The organism is Oceanobacillus sp. FSL K6-2867, assembly GCF_037963145.1.
Classification (GTDB): Bacteria; Bacillota; Bacilli; order Bacillales; family Amphibacillaceae; genus Oceanobacillus.
The window spans coordinates 1,190,995-1,210,271 of record NZ_CP150144.1; the positions used below are offsets into that span (position 1 = coordinate 1,190,995).

18 protein-coding genes are annotated in these 19,277 nt (G+C 35.9%); 3 read left to right on the plus strand and 15 right to left on the minus strand.

Annotated elements, in window-relative coordinates:
- Nucleotides 1-84: 84 nt before the first annotated feature.
- Nucleotides 85-981, minus strand: coding sequence for a LysR family transcriptional regulator (locus NSQ77_RS05770; RefSeq protein WP_339229509.1), 897 nt, complete (start codon nt 979-981; stop codon nt 85-87).
- Nucleotides 982-1,228: 247 nt separating this feature from the next.
- Between NSQ77_RS05770 and NSQ77_RS05775 the strand changes: the two genes are divergently transcribed.
- Entirely contained in the window at nt 1,229-2,383 is a 1,155-nt protein-coding gene (locus NSQ77_RS05775; RefSeq protein ID WP_339229511.1) for an MFS transporter, read from the plus strand.
- A 318-nt stretch (nt 2,384-2,701) separates the two neighbouring features.
- Here NSQ77_RS05775 and NSQ77_RS05780 read toward each other — a convergent pair whose 3' ends face one another.
- The 9 genes from NSQ77_RS05780 to NSQ77_RS05820 all read right to left on the minus strand — a co-directional run bounded on the left by NSQ77_RS05780 (nt 2,702) and on the right by NSQ77_RS05820 (nt 13,442).
- Entirely contained in the window at nt 2,702-3,598 is an 897-nt protein-coding gene (locus NSQ77_RS05780) for a DMT family transporter (protein ID WP_339229512.1), read from the minus strand.
- Between the two features lie 111 nt (nt 3,599-3,709).
- Nucleotides 3,710-4,579 carry a MurR/RpiR family transcriptional regulator gene (locus NSQ77_RS05785; RefSeq protein WP_339229514.1) on the minus strand — a complete coding sequence of 290 codons (870 nt, stop codon included), beginning with the start codon at nt 4,577-4,579 and terminating at the stop codon, nt 3,710-3,712.
- 162 nt (nt 4,580-4,741) lie between these two features.
- A complete protein-coding gene (locus tag NSQ77_RS05790) occupies nt 4,742-5,827 on the minus strand; it encodes a hypothetical protein (protein WP_339229516.1) in 1,086 nt (361 codons plus the stop codon).
- A gap of 157 nt (nt 5,828-5,984) precedes the next feature.
- On the minus strand, nt 5,985-7,409 hold the full coding sequence (locus NSQ77_RS05795; protein WP_339229518.1) for an NAD(P)/FAD-dependent oxidoreductase: 1,425 nt from the start codon (nt 7,407-7,409) through the stop codon (nt 5,985-5,987).
- Nucleotides 7,406-8,311 (minus strand): 4-hydroxy-tetrahydrodipicolinate synthase, encoded by a 906-nt coding sequence (gene dapA, locus NSQ77_RS05800; RefSeq protein ID WP_339229520.1) that lies wholly within the window; start codon nt 8,309-8,311, stop codon nt 7,406-7,408. The genes NSQ77_RS05795 and dapA overlap by 4 nt, the downstream gene beginning before the upstream one ends.
- A 30-nt stretch (nt 8,312-8,341) precedes the next feature.
- Nucleotides 8,342-9,841: an aldehyde dehydrogenase family protein gene (locus NSQ77_RS05805; RefSeq protein WP_339229522.1), complete on the minus strand. Its 1,500-nt coding sequence runs from the start codon at nt 9,839-9,841 to the stop codon at nt 8,342-8,344.
- Nucleotides 9,842-10,477: 636 nt separating this feature from the next.
- Nucleotides 10,478-10,825: a YxeA family protein gene (locus NSQ77_RS05810; RefSeq protein ID WP_339229524.1), complete on the minus strand. Its 348-nt coding sequence runs from the start codon at nt 10,823-10,825 to the stop codon at nt 10,478-10,480.
- Complete coding sequence (locus tag NSQ77_RS05815) at nt 10,826-12,688, minus strand: ABC transporter permease (RefSeq protein WP_339229526.1); 1,863 nt, start codon at nt 12,686-12,688, stop codon at nt 10,826-10,828.
- Nucleotides 12,675-13,442: an ABC transporter ATP-binding protein gene (locus NSQ77_RS05820; protein WP_339229528.1), complete on the minus strand. Its 768-nt coding sequence runs from the start codon at nt 13,440-13,442 to the stop codon at nt 12,675-12,677. The genes NSQ77_RS05815 and NSQ77_RS05820 overlap by 14 nt, the downstream gene beginning before the upstream one ends.
- Before the next feature lie 160 nt (nt 13,443-13,602).
- Here NSQ77_RS05820 and NSQ77_RS05825 point away from each other — a divergent pair, with 160 nt between their 5' ends.
- On the plus strand, nt 13,603-14,322 hold the full coding sequence (locus NSQ77_RS05825) for a response regulator transcription factor (RefSeq protein ID WP_339229530.1): 720 nt from the start codon (nt 13,603-13,605) through the stop codon (nt 14,320-14,322).
- Between the two features lie 153 nt (nt 14,323-14,475).
- Nucleotides 14,476-15,984 (plus strand): HAMP domain-containing sensor histidine kinase, encoded by a 1,509-nt coding sequence (locus NSQ77_RS05830; RefSeq protein WP_339229531.1) that lies wholly within the window; start codon nt 14,476-14,478, stop codon nt 15,982-15,984.
- A 323-nt stretch (nt 15,985-16,307) separates the two neighbouring features.
- Here NSQ77_RS05830 and NSQ77_RS05835 read toward each other — a convergent pair whose 3' ends face one another.
- The 5 genes from NSQ77_RS05835 to NSQ77_RS05855 all read right to left on the minus strand — a co-directional run bounded on the left by NSQ77_RS05835 (nt 16,308) and on the right by NSQ77_RS05855 (nt 19,003).
- On the minus strand, nt 16,308-16,838 hold the full coding sequence (locus tag NSQ77_RS05835; protein WP_339229533.1) for a helicase: 531 nt from the start codon (nt 16,836-16,838) through the stop codon (nt 16,308-16,310).
- Nucleotides 16,839-16,973: 135 nt separating this feature from the next.
- On the minus strand, nt 16,974-17,384 hold the full coding sequence (locus NSQ77_RS05840) for a GNAT family N-acetyltransferase (RefSeq protein WP_339229534.1): 411 nt from the start codon (nt 17,382-17,384) through the stop codon (nt 16,974-16,976).
- Between the two features lie 151 nt (nt 17,385-17,535).
- Nucleotides 17,536-18,057: a GNAT family N-acetyltransferase gene (locus NSQ77_RS05845; protein WP_339229536.1), complete on the minus strand. Its 522-nt coding sequence runs from the start codon at nt 18,055-18,057 to the stop codon at nt 17,536-17,538.
- Nucleotides 18,058-18,171: 114 nt separating this feature from the next.
- Nucleotides 18,172-18,441, minus strand: a complete 270-nt coding sequence (locus NSQ77_RS05850; RefSeq protein WP_339229538.1) for a hypothetical protein — start codon at nt 18,439-18,441, stop codon at nt 18,172-18,174.
- A gap of 127 nt (nt 18,442-18,568) precedes the next feature.
- The gene (locus tag NSQ77_RS05855; RefSeq protein ID WP_339229539.1) at nt 18,569-19,003 is read right to left on the minus strand and encodes a nucleotidyltransferase; all 435 of its coding nucleotides are present in this window, start codon (nt 19,001-19,003) and stop codon (nt 18,569-18,571) included.
- Nucleotides 19,004-19,277: the final 274 nt, after the last annotated feature.

Consider the following 19,277-nt stretch of genomic DNA (forward strand, 5'->3'; position numbering starts at 1 on the left):
TTCGTTCGCGAAAAATCAAAAAATAAGGGCAAGCATTCATCTCCTACCTACATCTTTCAGATGTTGAGGAAGGAGACTTCTGCCCTAAGTGGTTAAAAATTTATTCTTTAATTCTTCAAAAAACAAATTAGCTGCATTAGAAAAAATCTGATGTTTTTTCCAAACAATATTCAAACCTGATTCAAGTTTCGGCTCCAATGGTCTGAAACAAAGATTACTATCACTGGAGGTGTTTGCTATTTTATCAAGCGTGACAGCATAGCCAATCCCCTCTTCAACCATAATAGCCGCATTATATACAAGGTTGTATGTAGTCACAACATTTAATTTCTCATAATCTTCACCAAACCACTCAGAAAATTCATTTCTGGACAAGTCCTCCTTCATCGCCTGCCTGGAAAAAAGGAGGGGAACATCTAATAAATCCGATGTTTGAATCGCTTTTTTAACAGCTAGGGGACTGTCTTTTCTCATGACAACACCCCATACATCAGTCGCTGGGAGGTTGATGTAATTGTATTTGGATAAATCTGCTGGCTGAATCAAAATGCCAAAATCGAGCAAACCTTTATCAAGCTGTTCTGTTACATCATCAGAATTCCCACTGAAAAAGTGATATTTAATATTAGGATATTTAGATTGTAATTCATTTACTATTTGTGCAATCAGTTTCATTGCTTTTGTTTCCCCACCACCTATATAGACATCCCCGCTTACAGTATCTTCCATTGAATGGAATTCTTTTTCAACTTTATCAACCATGCCAATGATTTCTTCCGCTCTCTTTTTTAGCAGCATTCCTTCATTTGTCAGAACAATATTGTGACTTTTACGGATAAATAATTTCTTCCCCAAGTGCTCCTCTAATTCTTTTAATTGCCGTGATAAAGTTGGTTGAGTGATGTGCAGAAACTTCGCTGCCCCTGTAATACTGCCTTCTCTCGCGACAGTATGAAAATAACGCAGAACTCTGAATTCCATAATATTTTCCACCTTATATTTTTTTAAAAACGAAATAAAGGAATACCTATTTAGCATATCACGTTATAAGATATAGGTATTTGTAATGAATGATAAGGGATAGTAGTATAAAAAGCAAGAAGGTTTGTTTGAAATGCATATTAGTCAAGGAGGCAGATATGTACAATTATCGAGCCAAATCAGTCACCCATGATTTCCGAACTGGAATCGACAACAAAATTAGAAGAGAGAAGTGGAGTAGTTTCTTATGAAAAGTTCTAAGAGTTTACTTATATATATTTTAGCAGTCGGCGTTTTTGGTATTCTCAATACTGAAATGGGGTATATTGGCATACTTCCAAATTTAGCAGATTACTTTGATATTAGTGTTTCGACTGCTGGCTTGCTAGTGAGTCTCTTTGCATTAGCAATCGCTATTGCCGGACCAACCCTTCCATTGGTGTTTTCCGGTATAAATCGAAAGAAAGTCATGATAATGGTATTGACGATTTTTGTTATCGGTAACATTATTTCTATTTTTACAACCAATTTCACTGTAGCTCTTATCGCCCGTGTTATACCAGCTTTCTTCCACCCAGTTTACGTTTCGCTGGCTATGACAGTTGCCGGTGCATCCGTGAGTCAAAAAGAAGTGCCAAAAGCGATTGCAAAAGTATTTATTGGCGTTTCTGCAGGTATGGTCTTAGGTGTTCCGATAGTAAGTTTTATTGCGGATACATTCTCTATTCAAGCTGCACTGTCTTTTTTTGCAATCGTGAATATATTTACATTGCTAGCAACAATCCTATTCGTACCTTCTATGCCTGTTAAAGAAAGACTTTCTTATGGCTCCCAGTTGAAAATTTTAACAAAAGGAATTACATGGCTTTCCATTTTTGCAGTCCTTTTTATAAATGCAGCTATTTTTGGCGTTTACAGTTATCTTGCTGAATATTTAAGTTCGGTAACAGACATGCCAGCTAATTTGGTCAGTATCATGTTATTCGTGTATGGTTTAGCTAATATTATAGGGAATGTTATTGCAGGCAAACTCCTTTCAGAGAGTCCGATTCGTACGGTAACTATTTTTCCTATTGCATTAATAGCACTGTATTTAATCTTTTATCCTGTGGCTGATCTTACAGTCCCTACCGCTATCATTATTTTATTGTGGGGAATATTAGGAGGGCTCGGTGCAAACATTACGCAATACTGGGTGATGTCAGCCGCTCCAAAAGCTCCGGATTTTGCCAATGGTGTATACCTATCATCCGTTAACTTAGGTACTACAGTTGGAACGATGATAGCAGGCATGATTATAGCACAAATTGGAACGAGAGAGATTCTTTTCATAGGTGTTGCTGCATTAGTTGTAAGTTTTATATTTATTGCACTTAGAAATTTATTATATAAAACTGTTTAATACTTCTTTTTCACTGAACCCGTATCTTAAACAAATGGTTTTCCCTTAACATTATCCAAAGTCTTTTAGAACGCGAAAAAGCAAGGCAACACAAATTTACGCTCTATTAAGTGGATGTCTTCGTTAAGAGGTTTATAAAAAATATTTTTAATTGCGGAGAGCAACGCTAATTTACGTTGCTCTTTATAATTAATACACCATATGTTTAAAAGTTCCACACAACGACCTAAATATTTTATATCTGTATCAGGAATCATGCATTTAATCTTCCTTGGTTTTATTATTTTCGTTTTTTCATATAAATGTGCCCATTCCTTTTTACAAGCTTTCCGATTCCTTGAGAATCACCTGTTTGGATCCTCCCTGCAATCTTAGAAAATAAAATATCCCTACAATAATAAGTATACCGCCGACCATTTCCACAGGAGTGAGCATCTCATTTAAAAGGATAATCGCTAAAATAGAAGCTCCAATCGGTTCCCCTAACGTACTCATGGAGACTGTTGTTGTATTAACATAATTTAATAGCATATTGAAGATAATATGTGCACCTGTTGGAAAAATGGCGAGCATGATAAAGACGAACCAGTCGTTTGTACTATAACCAGTAAAGGATATTCCACCGATCAAATTAAAGATAGCAACAGTTACCCCAGAAATAAAGAAGACTAAAAAGCTGTATACCCAATGATTAATTGATTTTACATTTCGTTGACCGATCATTAAATATAGAACAACAGAAATGACAGCAAAGAAAGATAGAATATTTCCTAATAATACCCCACTTCCGCCTCCTAAATTTCCTCCTCCAACAATGGCAACACCGATAAAAGCAATTCCCATCGCAAATAAGGTACGGATATCTACCTTTTCTCTAAAGAAGAGGAGTCCCCCGACTAATGCAATCGCAGGCTGTAATGCCAGAATTAAAGTAGAACTTGCCACTGTCGTATGGTTTAATGATTCAAACCATAATCCAAAATGGCCGGCTAAAAAGATACCAGCAAATACAATAGCTATCCATTCTCTCATCTTTATCTCCAGAAATGCCTTACGGTGTTTAAAAATCATAGGTGAAATTAATAAACACGCCAAAAACATCCGATACATAACCATAACTGTAGAAGGGGCATCCGATAATTTCACAAATATTGCAGATAAGGAGATGCAGATAATTGTAATTACTAATAGAATGTTAATGGTTCTCTGCTTCAATACTGTCCCTCCATAAGTTTTTATATTTTCTAAACAACCTAATAAAAGTCAAGCAGTGTTTTATTTAACTTACTTGATTTTACTCCGTATCGTTATTCGTCCAGTCGGCTTCTAATACGAAATCGTTACATAGTTTTCTTGCAGTATCTTTTCTAATTTATTGAGTTTCTCAATAGAGTCACCAGAAAAACGTTTTCCAAATTCAATTATCATCGCTTCTACTAGAGCAATTGTTGGGATAATAGAGAATTTATCCTCGCTCACTTCGATTTTCAGTATTGTAGTTGCATATTTAATAATTGGACAAGATATATAATCGGTGATTAAAATAATTGGAATATCTAATTCATATGCTACTTTAGCAGCACGAATAATACGTTCGGTATATGGTTCAAAAGCAAAAATTAATAAAACCTCGTCCTTTTCTATTTGCAGCACCTTATCAAAAACAATTTCAGAATCGTGACTTAACTGCCTTACCTTTGGATAAAACTCTCCAATTAGCTGTTCAAAATATAGAGCGACCGGCTTATAAGGTCTTGTGCCATAAATATTAATACATTTAGCTTGAACCAGCATATCAATCGCCTTATCAAAGCTCTCTAACAAATCCTCATTTAATGATTTATCCAGCAGACTTACAGACTCTTTATACATCCTAACCAATGTATGCTCGTATCCTTGATCCACAACATTCTCAAGAGATGTTCTTAACTTCCATTGTGAATTCATATTTTCAGTCAAAGATTCATCATAAATATCTTTCCTGAAATCATTAAAATTACTATATCCCAATGAATGAATGGTCCGCATAACCGTTGACACACCGACATTGGATTCGCGAGAGAGCTCCTGAATAGTAACTAAACCTAAAGATTGAAAATTTTTTAATACATAATCACATAAATGTCTTTGTCTTTTAGGTAAACTATCCTTCATATTGATCATATTCTTTAACAAGGAGTGATTATTTTCTGTCATTACATGTTCCTCCTTAAAATCATCCACTTTATATAATGCCTTGCTTCCTGTTGTTACAGAGATATTCATCTATTCTGTACATATAGGACATTATATCTTATCATGTGGCAAACGTCATGATTCAATTTTGGGAGCTCTCCAGCTAATAAAATAGATGCCTATTTACTTTGCTATTTTCCAATCTTCCTTTACTGGGATTGCTTTTTTAGGTTTTAGCCGAAATGCTCCAACTACTAAGGTAACCATAAAAATGTATCCCAAGTATCCAATAATAGGAAATACAATGGAAACTAAATCGGAAAAACCATAAAAGCTTAAGCCACAGGCCACGATTACACTAAGTACACTAAATAGGTTAAAGCCTTTCGTTTTTGGTTCAAAAAAGCGGGAACTAAAAGAGAAAAACATACTTACTGCTGTTCCATAAATCATTCCAAATAGAGTTATAGAGAATACCATCCCTAAAAGCGGAGATATTTCGCTTGCCAAGCCTAAAGTAGGCATTTGTAGAGTTGCAACAATATCTATGTTCTGGTAAATGGCAATATTACTGACGAGAACTAAGAGTCCGCAAAATAAGCCACCAAGGAAACCACCGATTGCAGCATGTTTGCCATTTGACTCATTTCCGCCCATAATAAAGAGCATGGCTGCGTTTGTAAGTGTAACTAATGACACATAATTAAATGCTGCGGAAAACCAATGTTTGGATACAGAATGCTGCTGTACTGCAATTGCTTCCATATCTCCATTTGAACCGCCACTGGTTACCATACTATAAATATTTACAAAGACGATGACGAGTAAAAATACCGGTGTTACAAGTGCAAGCACTTGGATTACTTTCTTTACCCCCGCCATGATTGTTATTAGAACGAGTGCTGACATGAGTATCGTACCTACATATGTCGGTATATTAAATTGCTGATTAAAAATAGGACCAGATCCTGCCAGCATTACTACCCCAATTCCAAAAAGGGTAAATATAAGAACGATGTCATACCCCATCCCTAAATAACGTCCACTTATTTTGCGAATGACTTCCATATGAGAGACAGCTTTTAATCGATAGCCGATGCTCACTAATAACATGCCAGTAATACCAAATAGTACTGCAACAACTACCGAACCGAATATTCCTATCTGACCGAAGCTTGTAAAATACTGCATAATCTCTTGTCCCGAGGCAAATCCAGCGCCTAAAACTGCTCCGATAAAAGCACTGCTAATTTTTAATACGTTCTTCATATGCTCCCCTTCCTAACTTGAGTAAATTACATTAAAAGTATTTGCAAACCAATTAAGTAAGCGATTACATACAATAAGAAACGTATGCATTAAAAATGAATTGTAATGCGTGGGTTTTCTCACCGAAATTAGATCATGCATTACAAATAATCAGCGTTCAATTAATCAGTGCTTTATCATGATTCATTATTCCATGCAGACTCGGTTGTATATGAGCAGCTGCAGCTAAATATTCATTCGTATCCGCACCCAGCAGGCTGTTAATTTCCTGCCCAGCAGTGAACCCTGACTGAATAGCTGTCTCCGTATAAGTTGATCCTAAATAATCTCCTGCTAAGAATAAACGACCATCTGGTTTCGTTAAAATTGGCTGTATCTTTGCCCGTCCTGGGAAAATATAGGCTGATCCAAATGGATATTTATTTACCCGTGCCTCAACAACGTTATCACTAAAACCAGGGAAGATGTCATCTAAATCATTCAATATGATTTCAATAATTTCTTCTTCAGGTTTATCAATTAATCGACTCCCACTTTCCCCAGGTGAAAAGGTCATAATACTACTGCCTGGTTGTCTTTTTGTTTCTCTTGATCGTATGAGATTCGTTTGGTTAAGAATAATATCAAAGGCTCTTTTAGGCGTCGCAAAAGAATAAATATTATCCCACACTTGCGGTTCCGTTTCATTGGTTAGAAATGCTGCACTTACATGCGGACCATACGTAACTTTATCGAGCGCTTCACCAAGTTCTGAATCAATATTTGCTGCTATTTTCCTTGTTATTGTAGCTGGGGTAGCAAGTACTGCGTAACGAGATTCTTCCACATGTTCGATACCATTTTGGATATAACGTACGACGACAGATTCTTTTTTCTGAAGCACTTCAACTACTTTCGCATTCAGTTGGATGCTTTTCTTTAAAGCTTTTGCAATTGTGTCGGTAAGTGTGGATGGTCCCCCATCAATATTTCTTCCAAGTCCATCACTTTTATTCCATACCGTGTGGAAATATCCTACTCCTGATCCTGCTGTAATTGTTTCCGGGCTGCCCGTTGAACGACTAACAGTAGGTCTGAAAATAGAGTCTGCATCTGTCGGTAGCTTCCCCGTAAAATCGGTGAACGTTTGATCTCCCATAAATTCTAAAATGCGTTGTTGCTGGACCCGATAATCTTCTCCAGGTCTTCTTTTTGCCATTTTTCCGTAGCTAATAACAGCTGCCCGTACTTTTGCACCCGCACGTATCAAAGCAAAGCGAGATCTCCATGACATTGGAACTCTAAAGGGATATAGTTCAACAGCACCTTTTAAAAGTAGCCGTCCGTTTAAAGACATTGCTGTTAACTTACCAGGTACAGGTGATGCCGTCACTCCCACAGATTTTAGTAATTCGTCTGTAGCTGATCCAGGTCCGGCATATAGATGGCCGCCCCAATTCAGCCAATAGTCTCCACGTCGTTCAGAATGAACACGACCACCGATCCGATTTTCAGACTCTAACACTAATATATTATGATGTTTCAGACGCCAGGCTGCTGAGAGCCCGGCAAGTCCTCCACCAATTATGACAACATCTTTCATTTCGCTTCCTCCGTTTTTAATACACCGACATCAGATAATAATTCCTTAATCTTTTCTTTATATTCTGCTGATGCAGGTATTAAAGGCAATCTGCTGGCTCCACCAGGTAATCCTAATGCTTCTAAACCAGCTTTCACCGTACCTGGTATGACTTCTTCTTCAATGACGTCGTAGAGTGGCATTAATTTCTGGTTTAATTCAACTGCTTCTTTAATATTATTTTCATTGACAACTAGATTATATAAACGAACCAATTCAGCTGGAACTAGATTATGCACAACACCAATTGCTCCATGCCCTCCTACTGCCAATGTCGGTAAAATCAAATGTTCGAATCCAGTTAGCAGAGAAAAGTCTTCATTGTCCTTTGTTAACGCTAACAATTTATTCGTATGCAGTTGATCTGCTGTGTTTTTTATCCCAACAATACCATCAATTTGGCTAATCTCATGGATTAATTCTGGGCTTAATTCCACATTTGTTACATCAGGATAATGATAAATAAGAATTCCGATATCAGAGTTCTGTGCAACCGCTTTATAAAAATCAATAATTCCTTGTTCGCTTGTATGCATATAATAAGGGTTAATAACCAATGCCCAATCTGCACCTGCATCTGATGCAAATTTAGTCAAAGCTATCGTATCTTCTGTCCGGTGACATCCTGTTCCCGCCATTACTTTCGCTTTTCCTTTCACTTTGTCACAAACATATTGAATAACTTCTTTTCTTTCCTCCAGACTCATGAGAGAATATTCCCCGTTACTCCCCCCAACTAGTACGGTTTCAATTCCATTATCAATTAAGTGATCTAAAACTTTTCCAATTCCATCAAAATTAATTGTATGATCCTCATTCATCGGTGTCGGTATAGCTGGAATCATTCCTACTGGTCTTGTCATTTTAAAAAACCTCCCCATATTTTTAATGTATTATTCTTCATCTTGTGCCATATTTACATAAATACTTTTAACTTCAGTGTAATTCGCTAAGCCGTATTCTCCGCCCATTTCCCGTCCAATTCCAGATTGTTTATAGCCTCCAAATGGCATTGTTTCCCATTCTTGACCAACATCATTTAACCATACGGTTCCTGCTTGTAGCTTGCCGGCAATGTAGTGACCTTTTTTCATATTTTCTGTCCAGACACTTGCTGCAAGGCCATAGATACTATCATTTGCTCTCTGGATAACTTCTTCTACCGTATCGAATACATGAACAGTCATTACAGGGCCAAAGATTTCTTCTCGTGAAACCGTCATATCATCATCCACATCTGCAAAAATAACAGGCTTCACAAAAAATCCTTTACCCGATGCAGGAGTATCATCTCCAATTAGCTTTGCACCTTCTTCTACACCTTTATCGATATAATCAAGTACCGTTTGCTGCTGTTTTTTCGATACAAGCGGTCCCATATCTGTTTCTGGATCCATCCCGTGTCCTAATTTGATTTGCTCTAATTTGTCTGAAAGCCCTCGCAAAACTTGGTCATATAATTTTCTCTGTACGTATATCCTTGTAGTCGCACTGCAGTTTTGACCATGGTTATACATCGTTCCAGAGAAAGCACCCTCTATCGCTTTTTCGACGTTTGCATCTTCCAGAATAATACTAGGTGATTTGCCTCCTAATTCTAGCGTAACGTCTTTCAGTTGATCCGCAGCTTTCCTCATCACATCTTTACCTACATTGGTTGAACCAGTGAACGCTACTTTATCAACTAGCGGATGTGTAGTAATTGCCTCACCAGCTCCTCTTCCAGAACCAGGGACGATATTGACAACCCCATCCGGGAATCCAGCTTCTTTAAACAACTTTGCAATATATAGTAAAGATAACGGCGTCTCGCTAGCTGGCTTAATCACGACTGTGCAACCAACTGCCAAAGCCGATCCCAACTTCCACGCAGCCATTAATAATGGAAAGTTCCATGGAATGATTTGCCCAACGACCCCTACAGGTTCATGCAGCGTATAATTGATATAATCTGGAGAAACATTCGTTGACTTTCCTTGGATTTTTGTAGCAAAGCCAGCATAATATCTAAAATGCTCAATCGTGCCATCCACATCATCTGTCAAAGCCACTTTATATGGTTTACCATTATCTAGTGATTCTAATTGAGCTAGCTCTTCACGATTTCCCTCTAGAAGGTCTGCAAATTTATAAATAATTCGCGAACGGGAAGACGCTTTCATTTTTGTCCAATCACCTTCATCAAAAGCTGTTCTAGCTGCTTTAACAGCTTTATCAATATCCTCTTTATCTCCCATATCAACTTGAGCGATGACTTCTTCTGTAGCTGGATCTAAAACATCCAATTTATTGCCAGATAACGCGTTGACATATTCTCCATTAATATAAAGTCCTATATTCCCCTCAAGAAACTCTTTTACTTTTGGCTTCCATTCAAACTGAACTGTCTGCAAATTAATCCTCCTCTAAAAACATAATTTTTTGAATTGACTTTACTCTATCACGCTAACGAACAAATTTCAACCCTTTTATTAAAAAAGGAATTTTTTTATTCAAATTGTTGTTTATTGTTTATATTTGTTGAATGAAAGGTAAGTTCACTGGCACAATGAAAGTAATTTGCATGCAGATTGCAGGTGAAGGAATTGAGGAGAGTTTGGCTTGATATCCCTACTCTATTTTAGAGTTTGAATTGCCCATCAATTTGATAATCAGAAAGGATAGAACTCATGTTGGAGTATGAGTGGGAAGAGTTAGGACTTTCTATTAAACTTGTAGAAAGACTGCTGAAGGAAGCTTTAGGCTAAGAGACTTTTTACCCAGATTGAAAGAAATGAAGACACTTGAAAGTATGTGTAAAACAATTTGAAAACTTATCGCTTTCTATCGAAAAATCAAATAAAAAAGCTCATAAACCCTTTTATACAAGGATTACGAGCTTTATCGCAACTAAAATTAAAGATACCTAGATCTTGGGTCTTACTCTAATTTAAGAGGAACCTTCCTTCCCTGTACCGTTTAATTAGGCAGGTTTTTTTGCTCATACCGTCCAGGGCAATTGCCCACGCAGCGGTCAGCATATCCTTCATTTACAATGATTCTCTTGCTTTATCTGGGATTTCATTCAAACTCACTTCATCATAAGATGTAACTTCATTTCCACCTTTTACATACAGTTTCAAGTAAGCACCTTGTCTTAATTCCTTTTGTGCAGAAAACACTACTTTCACCGCGCTACCATTTTCATTATATGCAGGAAGTTCATACCAATAGCTTGTCATAATTTCTCCCGAGTCAAGCTGATCTTCATCCGTGTAAGAAGGGTTTCCAACCTGTACATAAACATTTTCTTTTCCAAAGCGATTAAAATCAACCGTGGCCAGTATCACTACTGCAGCCACCAATAGAATAGAAGTTATACCAATTAGTTTTTTCATTTAATTTCCCTCCTGAATTGTATTCAAAATTGTCTTATGAAACCCCCGTATGGTAATAAAATAATAAGTAATATAAATTAATACATACGCCGACATCCAAATTATGATTGGTGCCAATAGGTCCATTTGAAATAAATTAGAAAAAGCAATCAAAGCAACTGTACCATGCAGTAATCCAAGTATGAGCGGTGCTATAAATATGAACCCTACTTGATAACGAATGGTACGCTTCATCTCTTTTTTAGGGACACCAATTTTATATAAAATGGAATACTTATCTTTATCATCTTCAGCCTCTGTCATCATTTTAAAGAAGATAATACTGCCAGTGGCAACAAGAAAGACGAGACCTAAGAAACTTCCAACAAATAACATGATTCCTGTTCCCTCTAAAGAATTTTGATAATCTTGTGCGGCACTGGAAAAGTTTACTGTTGATGACTTCGCTTCTAACTCCTGGGACAAGTCTAAGTGCTCCTTATAATTTTCTACTTGCACAGCTTGAAAAGTCGTTTCCTCTGCATTCAAATCATTGTAAGCCTCATCATGAGCAACGATTACCGTACCAGGAACCGTAGAAATATTGAAGATAGATTCTCCATAAATTTGTACAACTTCATGATCTGCATTATTAAAAGAAACTTCCTTTACATCTTCCGTCCACTGTTCATTATAAAACGGTTCTATCATGGCCACTTCGTCCTCGGTTATGTTTAAGGAATCAACATCCCATTCAACCGCTTCCGCCAATTTCTCAAATGCAGAATGGTCAATAACTGTATACGCTCTCTCCATTTGTTCACTGTTAATACGAATATTTTTCGTATCTACACGAATCGATTCTTTTACAATAGAAGCATCGATATCTTCCTCTTGCCCTTCCCACATAAATGAGAATGGTGTATATTGTTCTACGTTTTTCTCCGTGTTATAATACATTCCAAACACTGCACCGCCTGCTGTAATCGTTGTTGCACTTAACACAGCTATAATGGTTAATGTTTTTGCATTTCCACGAATTCGATACAATAATTGGGAAGCAGTCATTAAATTGAGACCTTTCCATGCCCAAAACTTCTTTTTTTTCAACATTTGAAGTACGTAAACCAGCACACTGTTAAATAGGAGATACGTACCTAATACGGTTAAGGAAATAATGACGATTGGCATTGATACGCCTAGGATCCTCCACGCTTCTGAAGTTAAATCTTGTAATGCTAACCAATAAGCTGTCACCAATGCAGCTAGCCCAACAATTACTGAAACAAGCTTAGCCTTTGGCAATTCTTCTCCTTTTTTCGATGCATGAAATAAATCAATCAGCTTAAATCGATAAATAACCCGATAACCTTGCAACGACGTGATAAGGAATATAATCAAAAATACGACAATTGTCTCGACAACAGCATTGGGTGAGAATGCAATGCCAACGTCGATATTCAACTCCATTAACCTAAGAAGAAGAGATAATAGTAATTGAGATAGGAAGAAACCTAATACAACTCCAACGATTAAAGAAACTAACCCTATTACCATATTTTCAAAGAACAATAGAAAGCCTATTATTCTTTTTCGTACACCCATTAATGAGTATAATGCTACTTCCTTCTTTCTTTTCCTCATAAAAAAGGAATTTGAATACAGAATAAAGATAGCAACAAAAATGATAAGCACAAACGCGGAAGCACTCATTATACCGCTGATTTGTTTTGATTTTTCTGCCAACCCACTTATATCATCACTATGTTTTAACGTTGCAAACGTAAAAAATATAATGATGGAAAAAATGGTTGAGCCAATATAAAGTCCATAACTTTTCATATTTCGACGGATATTTTTCAGCGCTAAATCAAACAACATCATGCCCGTCACCACCTAGTTGTGCCAGTTCATCTAAAATCATTTGGTGAAACACTTTTCGTGAGTGTGTACCACGAATCATTTCTCTGGATAAACGTCCATCACTGATAAATAGAATTCGTCTACAAAAGCTCGCTGCATATGGATCATGCGTCACCATCATTATGGTTGTTTCTTGATTTTCATTTAATGAGCTCAGGCTTTTTAATAAATCTGTTGCTGACTTGGAATCAAGTGCCCCAGTAGGTTCGTCTGCAAAAATCAGTTTTGGATTAGAAACGAGAGCTCGGCAAGATGCAGTACGTTGTTTTTGACCACCAGAAATTTGATATGGGTATTTATCGAGTATCGCTTCAATTCCGAATGCTTTCGCCATCGAAACTACTTTCGCATCAATTTCTTTTATGTGAATTTTTGCAATCGCAAGTGGTAATACGATATTTTCACGTACTGTTAGCGAATCGAGTAAGTTGTAATCTTGAAATATAAATCCGAGATGGTCCCTGCGAAAATCAGCAAGCTGATCCTCTTTCATTTTTGCAATATTATCATTCTCTATATAAATATCACCCTTAGAAGGAGAGTCAATTGTCGCTAATACATGAAGCAATGTTGACTTTCCAGCACCGGATGATCCCATAATTCCTACAAATTCACCATGATCTATTGTAAATGAAATGTCCTCCAAAGCTTTAAACGTATTCGCACCTTTTCCAAATACTTTCTCAACATTTTTTACCTGTAATAAAGATTCCATTTTACCTTCACCTCTTTCGTATGTCTTTACTATATCCCTCCATCCTTAAACTAAAATCACGTTTACCTTACAAAATCCTTAAATACGTTCCATCGCATAAAATTCCTGTTAAGATAGAATGAATAGAAGGATAATAATAAGTATAAAAAGGGTGGTAAATATGGAAAGACCACGCATTCTCATCGTTGACGATGAACAAGACTTATGCAAGTTAATGAAAACAACCTTAACAAAGGAAGGTTTTTCTGAAATCAAAATAGCAGGTAGCATAAAAGAAGGATGGCAAAAATTTCAGGATTTTGAGCCAAACCTAGTGATATTAGATGTTATGCTTCCTGATGGGGAAGGTTATGATTTATGTAAAAGTATAAGAGGGGTTTCACGTATCCCAATTCTCTTCTTATCAGCTAAGTCCGATGAAGTGGATAAAATATTAGGACTGGCAATCGGTGGAGATGATTATATTACGAAGCCTTTTAGTCCCAAAGAAATGGCCTATCGTGTAAAGGCACAACTTAGGCGCGCCGGTGTGTATACTATAGAGGCAACTGCAAAGGCAAAAGCAGCTAAGGCGACAAGCGTCGGACCTTTTGAAATCAATTCAGATGAAACAGAAGTTAAAAAGGACGGTCATTTGCTTGAGTTAACCGCTAAAGAAGTTGGATTAATGGCATCATTTATGCGGAATCCAAACCAAATCCTCAGCAAAGAATCTTTATTTCGAAATGTATGGGGACAAGACTTTTATGGTGCTGATAATACATTAATGGTACATATTCGCAGGCTTCGGGAAAAGATTGAAGAAAATCCGTCTAACCCTTCCTATATTTTAACTGTGAAAGGATTAGGCTATCGATTCATGCCAAATAATAAGAATTGAGTTATCGATTTGTAGTAGTTATTTTGAATAAATATAGACTTTTCTTTTTAGCAGTTAAGAAAGTATAACTACTTTCTTACTGCATAAGTGCAACTAAGGCTGTCACCTAAAAGCTTGGTGACAACCAAGTTTTCTAAGAATAGGTGATGGAAAATGAAATGGAAACTAACCGCTCGTTATTTACTATCCATTTTAAGCATCGTATTTATTGTAATAATTGTAAACACTATAATTTTAGTTGGATTGCTTTTTTATCAAGCTTCCCAAAATGCAGATGGTTTCGAAAATAGCTCTGGTGAAGATTTCACACGGTCATTCAGCCAATACCTCTCAATAGAGGATGATCAACCCCTTGTTACAGAAGAAGGTGAGGTTGCCTTAGAAGAATTTGATGCTTGGCTGCAAATCTTAGACAACAGTGGAAATGTGATTTCGTCATATCGAACACCAGATAATGTCTCGACGAATTATACCCCCATTGATCTTGTACACAAATATAAATATATGGATGATGATTTTAATACGTATTTTATAGGCGAATTTGAAGGGTATAGTTATTTAATTGGTGTGCCTGATTCCAGTGAAAAACGTGAAGTGTTTATGATAAATCCAAACACATTCATAACATATGCTTCTCGGTTTCTAGGAGTCATTATCATTGTAGATTTAATTATTTCGGCAGTTGTTGGTTTCTTGTTCAGTACTATTTTGACAAAACCTGTGAACCGCATTATTGAACGTATTAGTGAACTAAAGGAACGAAAATTCCGCACAAAAAAACCAAAGCGTCCCGGTATATACAAACCAGTTTTTGCAAATCTAAATAATGTTTCGAAGACATTGCAAGCACACGATGAGGAACGCAATAAATTAGAAAAAATGCGAAATGAATGGATTAGTAATGTCTCGCATGACATCAAAACTCCACTCGCTTCCATACGTGGTTATGCCGAACTTTTACGTAACGATAATGTCTCATCAAATGAACGCTTAGAGTATGCAGAGGTAATCGAACGACAGTCCCTTTATATGAAGGAGCTAGTAGATGACTTCAATCTAACAATGCGACTTCGAAACCAAGAAATGCCGCTTCAACGACAGGAAACAAATATGGAAGGCTTTGTTCGGGAAATGATCATTGATTTACTAAATGATCCCCAATTTAGCTCATCGCAAATTCATTTCTATAGTGAAAATAGCGAACTAAGCTGGAAAATAGACCAGCACTTAATGAAACGCGCTTTGCTCAACTTTATATATAATGCATTAATTCATAATGATGAAAATGTAGAGGTTTTTGTAAATGTTACGGGAGACGCTATTATCATAAAAGACAATGGAAAAGGTATTTCCCCTGAAGAGCAGACCCAAGTTTTTGACCGCTATTATCGTGGTACAAATACTGGAAATATACGAGGTACCGGCCTTGGAATGGCAATTGCTCGGGATATTATAGTAGCTCATGGTGGAGAAGTTGAGCTTACGAGCCAAGTTGGAAAAGGGATAACTATCAAGATATCGTTAAACGTTCTTCAAAGCAACATTTGCCATGGTGTAATTCCAAAATCTTTCGATAATGAATCAAAAAAAAACCTCCTATATAAAAGTTTCACACCACTAATAGGTGTGCCTTCTGATTATATAAGAGGTTTTAACTGGTAAAAAGTTTGGCAATCGGTGGCAACTTTCAGTGGCTGTACTCAATTTCCAGAAAACCCAAAAAAGTATCTATTGATTTCAACGAATTTTGAATGTATAATTTGAAAAAATATTCCCTACCAAAATTCAACGAAAAAACAAAATTCCCTACCAAAATTTTTTATTGGTAGGGTTTTTGGCAGGGAACTATATCATTTTTAACTTAATTTCTCCATATTAGACTAGAATAAATGCCGATATATAGGCGTTCTCTCTCCAAGTTAAGTTGTACTTTTACTCCCACTTGTACAAATTCAGTAATGCTTTTTCTCAATTCTTCACTCTTTTTAAATTTGTTGTTGACAAAAGATAAAGTGATCATCAGGATTCCATACGTGCAAATCATCGGCAATGTACGCACGAAGCCATAAAACGCCATTAATTTTCCTAAGGTAAAAACCTTTCGGAAAATAATCGTCTTCACTTACTATCTCCGATGCTATTGTAATGGAGCCAGAAGGAGCTTTATGTTTTTGTGAAGGATTCCCCTTGTTACCTTCAGGCTGATTAAGATACTCTAGTCTTAGGTGAGGTCCCAGCTCAAGTGGACACAATTCTAATCCAAGTTCGCTCGCTCTTTTGAAAATTTGAGGCATAGTAGATCCATTAGGAAAACCAAGGTTCTCAACGGTTAATTCAACGATCTTCAAGCTATACTTTGTATCCGAAGTAGTAAATTTATCATCAGATAATAGTCTTTTTGCATATTCATTCATCAAGATAGAGCGTTGTTTCAATTTCTGAATGAGCTGCGATTTCGTAAGCTCACCAACCTTTATTGTCCTAGTAATAAATTGGCAATCAGTGTATATTCTCATTCTTGATCACTCCTTACAAATCGCATTCAGGGATTTATTCGCTTAAATAACCTTCTAATATAATTGGAAATAGTTACAATTATTTTTTAGAAACGCACCCCTTAATACAATAAAAAAAACATAACCTTATTAATTTTAATCTATCTTTGCAAAAGAAACTAAGTCTCCATTATCACAAGAATTAAAGCCGTTCTTTTCGTAAAAAGCACGTACATTAGCTGCATCATTTGTAAGTAAAACCTTTTGGCGAACATCTTGATATTTATAAAGAATTCTCTTCATTAATTCAGAACCGATGCCTTCGTTTTGGTAATTTTGTAAGACTAAAATATCTTGGATATAAATAATTGTTAAACCGTCACCAACCACTCTAATTAGACCTACTAAATTTTCATTATCCCACGCTGTTATTACTGCTAAAGAGTTTTTAATCGCACTTAACAATCTTGGCATATCCTTAGTATACGCTGTCCATTTAACATCATCATATAGTGTTTTTATTTCATATTCCTTAAATGAATTATTTTCTATATATTGGATATTCATAATTAGCCTCCTTAATTTCATATTTTTTTAGCGGAGACAAATACATGGTGATTCAACATAATATTCCTAACATTATTATAAAAAGAAAGAGCAATCAAATTCTGATTGCACTCTTTAGTAAAAAAGCGACTTCAACACTATAGGCTAAAAATTACATTCCCTCAATAATATCGTCAATGTTATTCCATTCATAAATTAATTCATTTAATATTTGTCCACCAATTTTAATTTGAACTGTTTTGACTAACTTTGCACCATAATATTCATAAAAGTAACGAGTTTTATTATCTTCAAGAACTTCAACAAATATCTTTTCACAACCCAATTGTTTAAAATGCTTAAATAGTTCTTTAAGCAGCTTCTTTCCTATTCCCTCTCCTTGATATTCTTCAAGTAGGTAAATAGACGTTAGATCTCCTGTATTATTTTCATTATTTTTTTGTCTTTTCCCTGCAGTTCCAAAACCGATTATTTGGTCTATTTCATTCAAAGCAACTACAATATAATTTGCTTCCTCCGAAATATTACGTTTCCATAATTCTGTTCGTTTTACATAAGATAAATTGTTTAAAAAGTCATTTGGGATAATACCTTTATAAGTCGTTCTCCAACTATCCACGTGAACCTTTGCAATGCCTGTTGCATCATCTAATTTTGCTCTTCGTATTATCATATTCACACCCCGTTAATATAGTAATTTCGACAAAAAGAGGTGCTTCTCCTTCTTTCTGGATTGCACCATATAGTTGAACAAGGACAAAAAAATAAACCGCCAAAGACGGTTGTATTAGTTTAAAACAGGTACCAATTTTAAAAATTTACGGTAACAGAAGAGAGCAGCTGATATAGGAATTACAGATAAAATCAAAAGGGTAGATCCGTATTGGGATATATTTTGTGATGTAACCCCTTCTGCGAATTTAACACCTAAAAAATGAAGACTTATTTCGCCACTTACTTGACCATTATATAGTGCTACTCCTTGACCCAGCAGTAGAATTGAAACAATAAGTAAGCCACCGGCAATCGATAAAAAAATCCATCCTTTTTTATGCATTTCATTTCTCCTTTTTATTTAACGTTACTTACATTAATATTCTATAAAAATTTAAACATTCCTTCTTAATGCTGGAGCGAAAATCAAACCTTTTCTTAACACTTTGCACCCGTTTATTTAATAGAGGTTATTTCTTCCCTAAAGAAAAACCTTCAAATAATCGCCCTCCATAGGGATGTAATATTTCATCAACTAACTTGATAACTTCATTTTTGGAACCACTTCTATAAAATATATCAAAAGTTTCAACGAATTGTTCCGCAAAGTTTATATCGTAATCCCTTAATGAACGTATTATCCATTTAGAAGCACCAATCCACCTATTATTAGTTCTTAATACAAATTCACTGACAAGTTCAGCAAGCGTATTAGCAATGAAAATTCCTTCTGCTCTATTATTACAACCAATAAAATCATCAAGGGTATCCTTAATAAAGTATCGCTTGGTATTTATTATCTCATTTGACCATTTTTCTGGACCTTTAGATAATAATTCTTTTGCTTCACATTTGATAGAATCAATTACTCCATTATCTTTTAGAATTATACCTTCTGATACCATTCGAGGCAGTGACGGTCTAGCCCTTTTATAATCACTTTCAAAATAGGCTTGATAAGAATTCAGGCTATGTGCAAATACTTCTATTTGCCAATCATACTCAATTACTAATTCCCTATAAGAAGATTTATATGTTTTATCAAATATTATTATATCGAGGTCAGTTGTTTTTGTCGCTTCACCACGAACAACACTTCCTGCTAATAAAGTCCATCACAATATGGAAAAAAATTATTGATAAATTTCTGTGCTGCTTTTACTGGTTCTAACTTTTTTA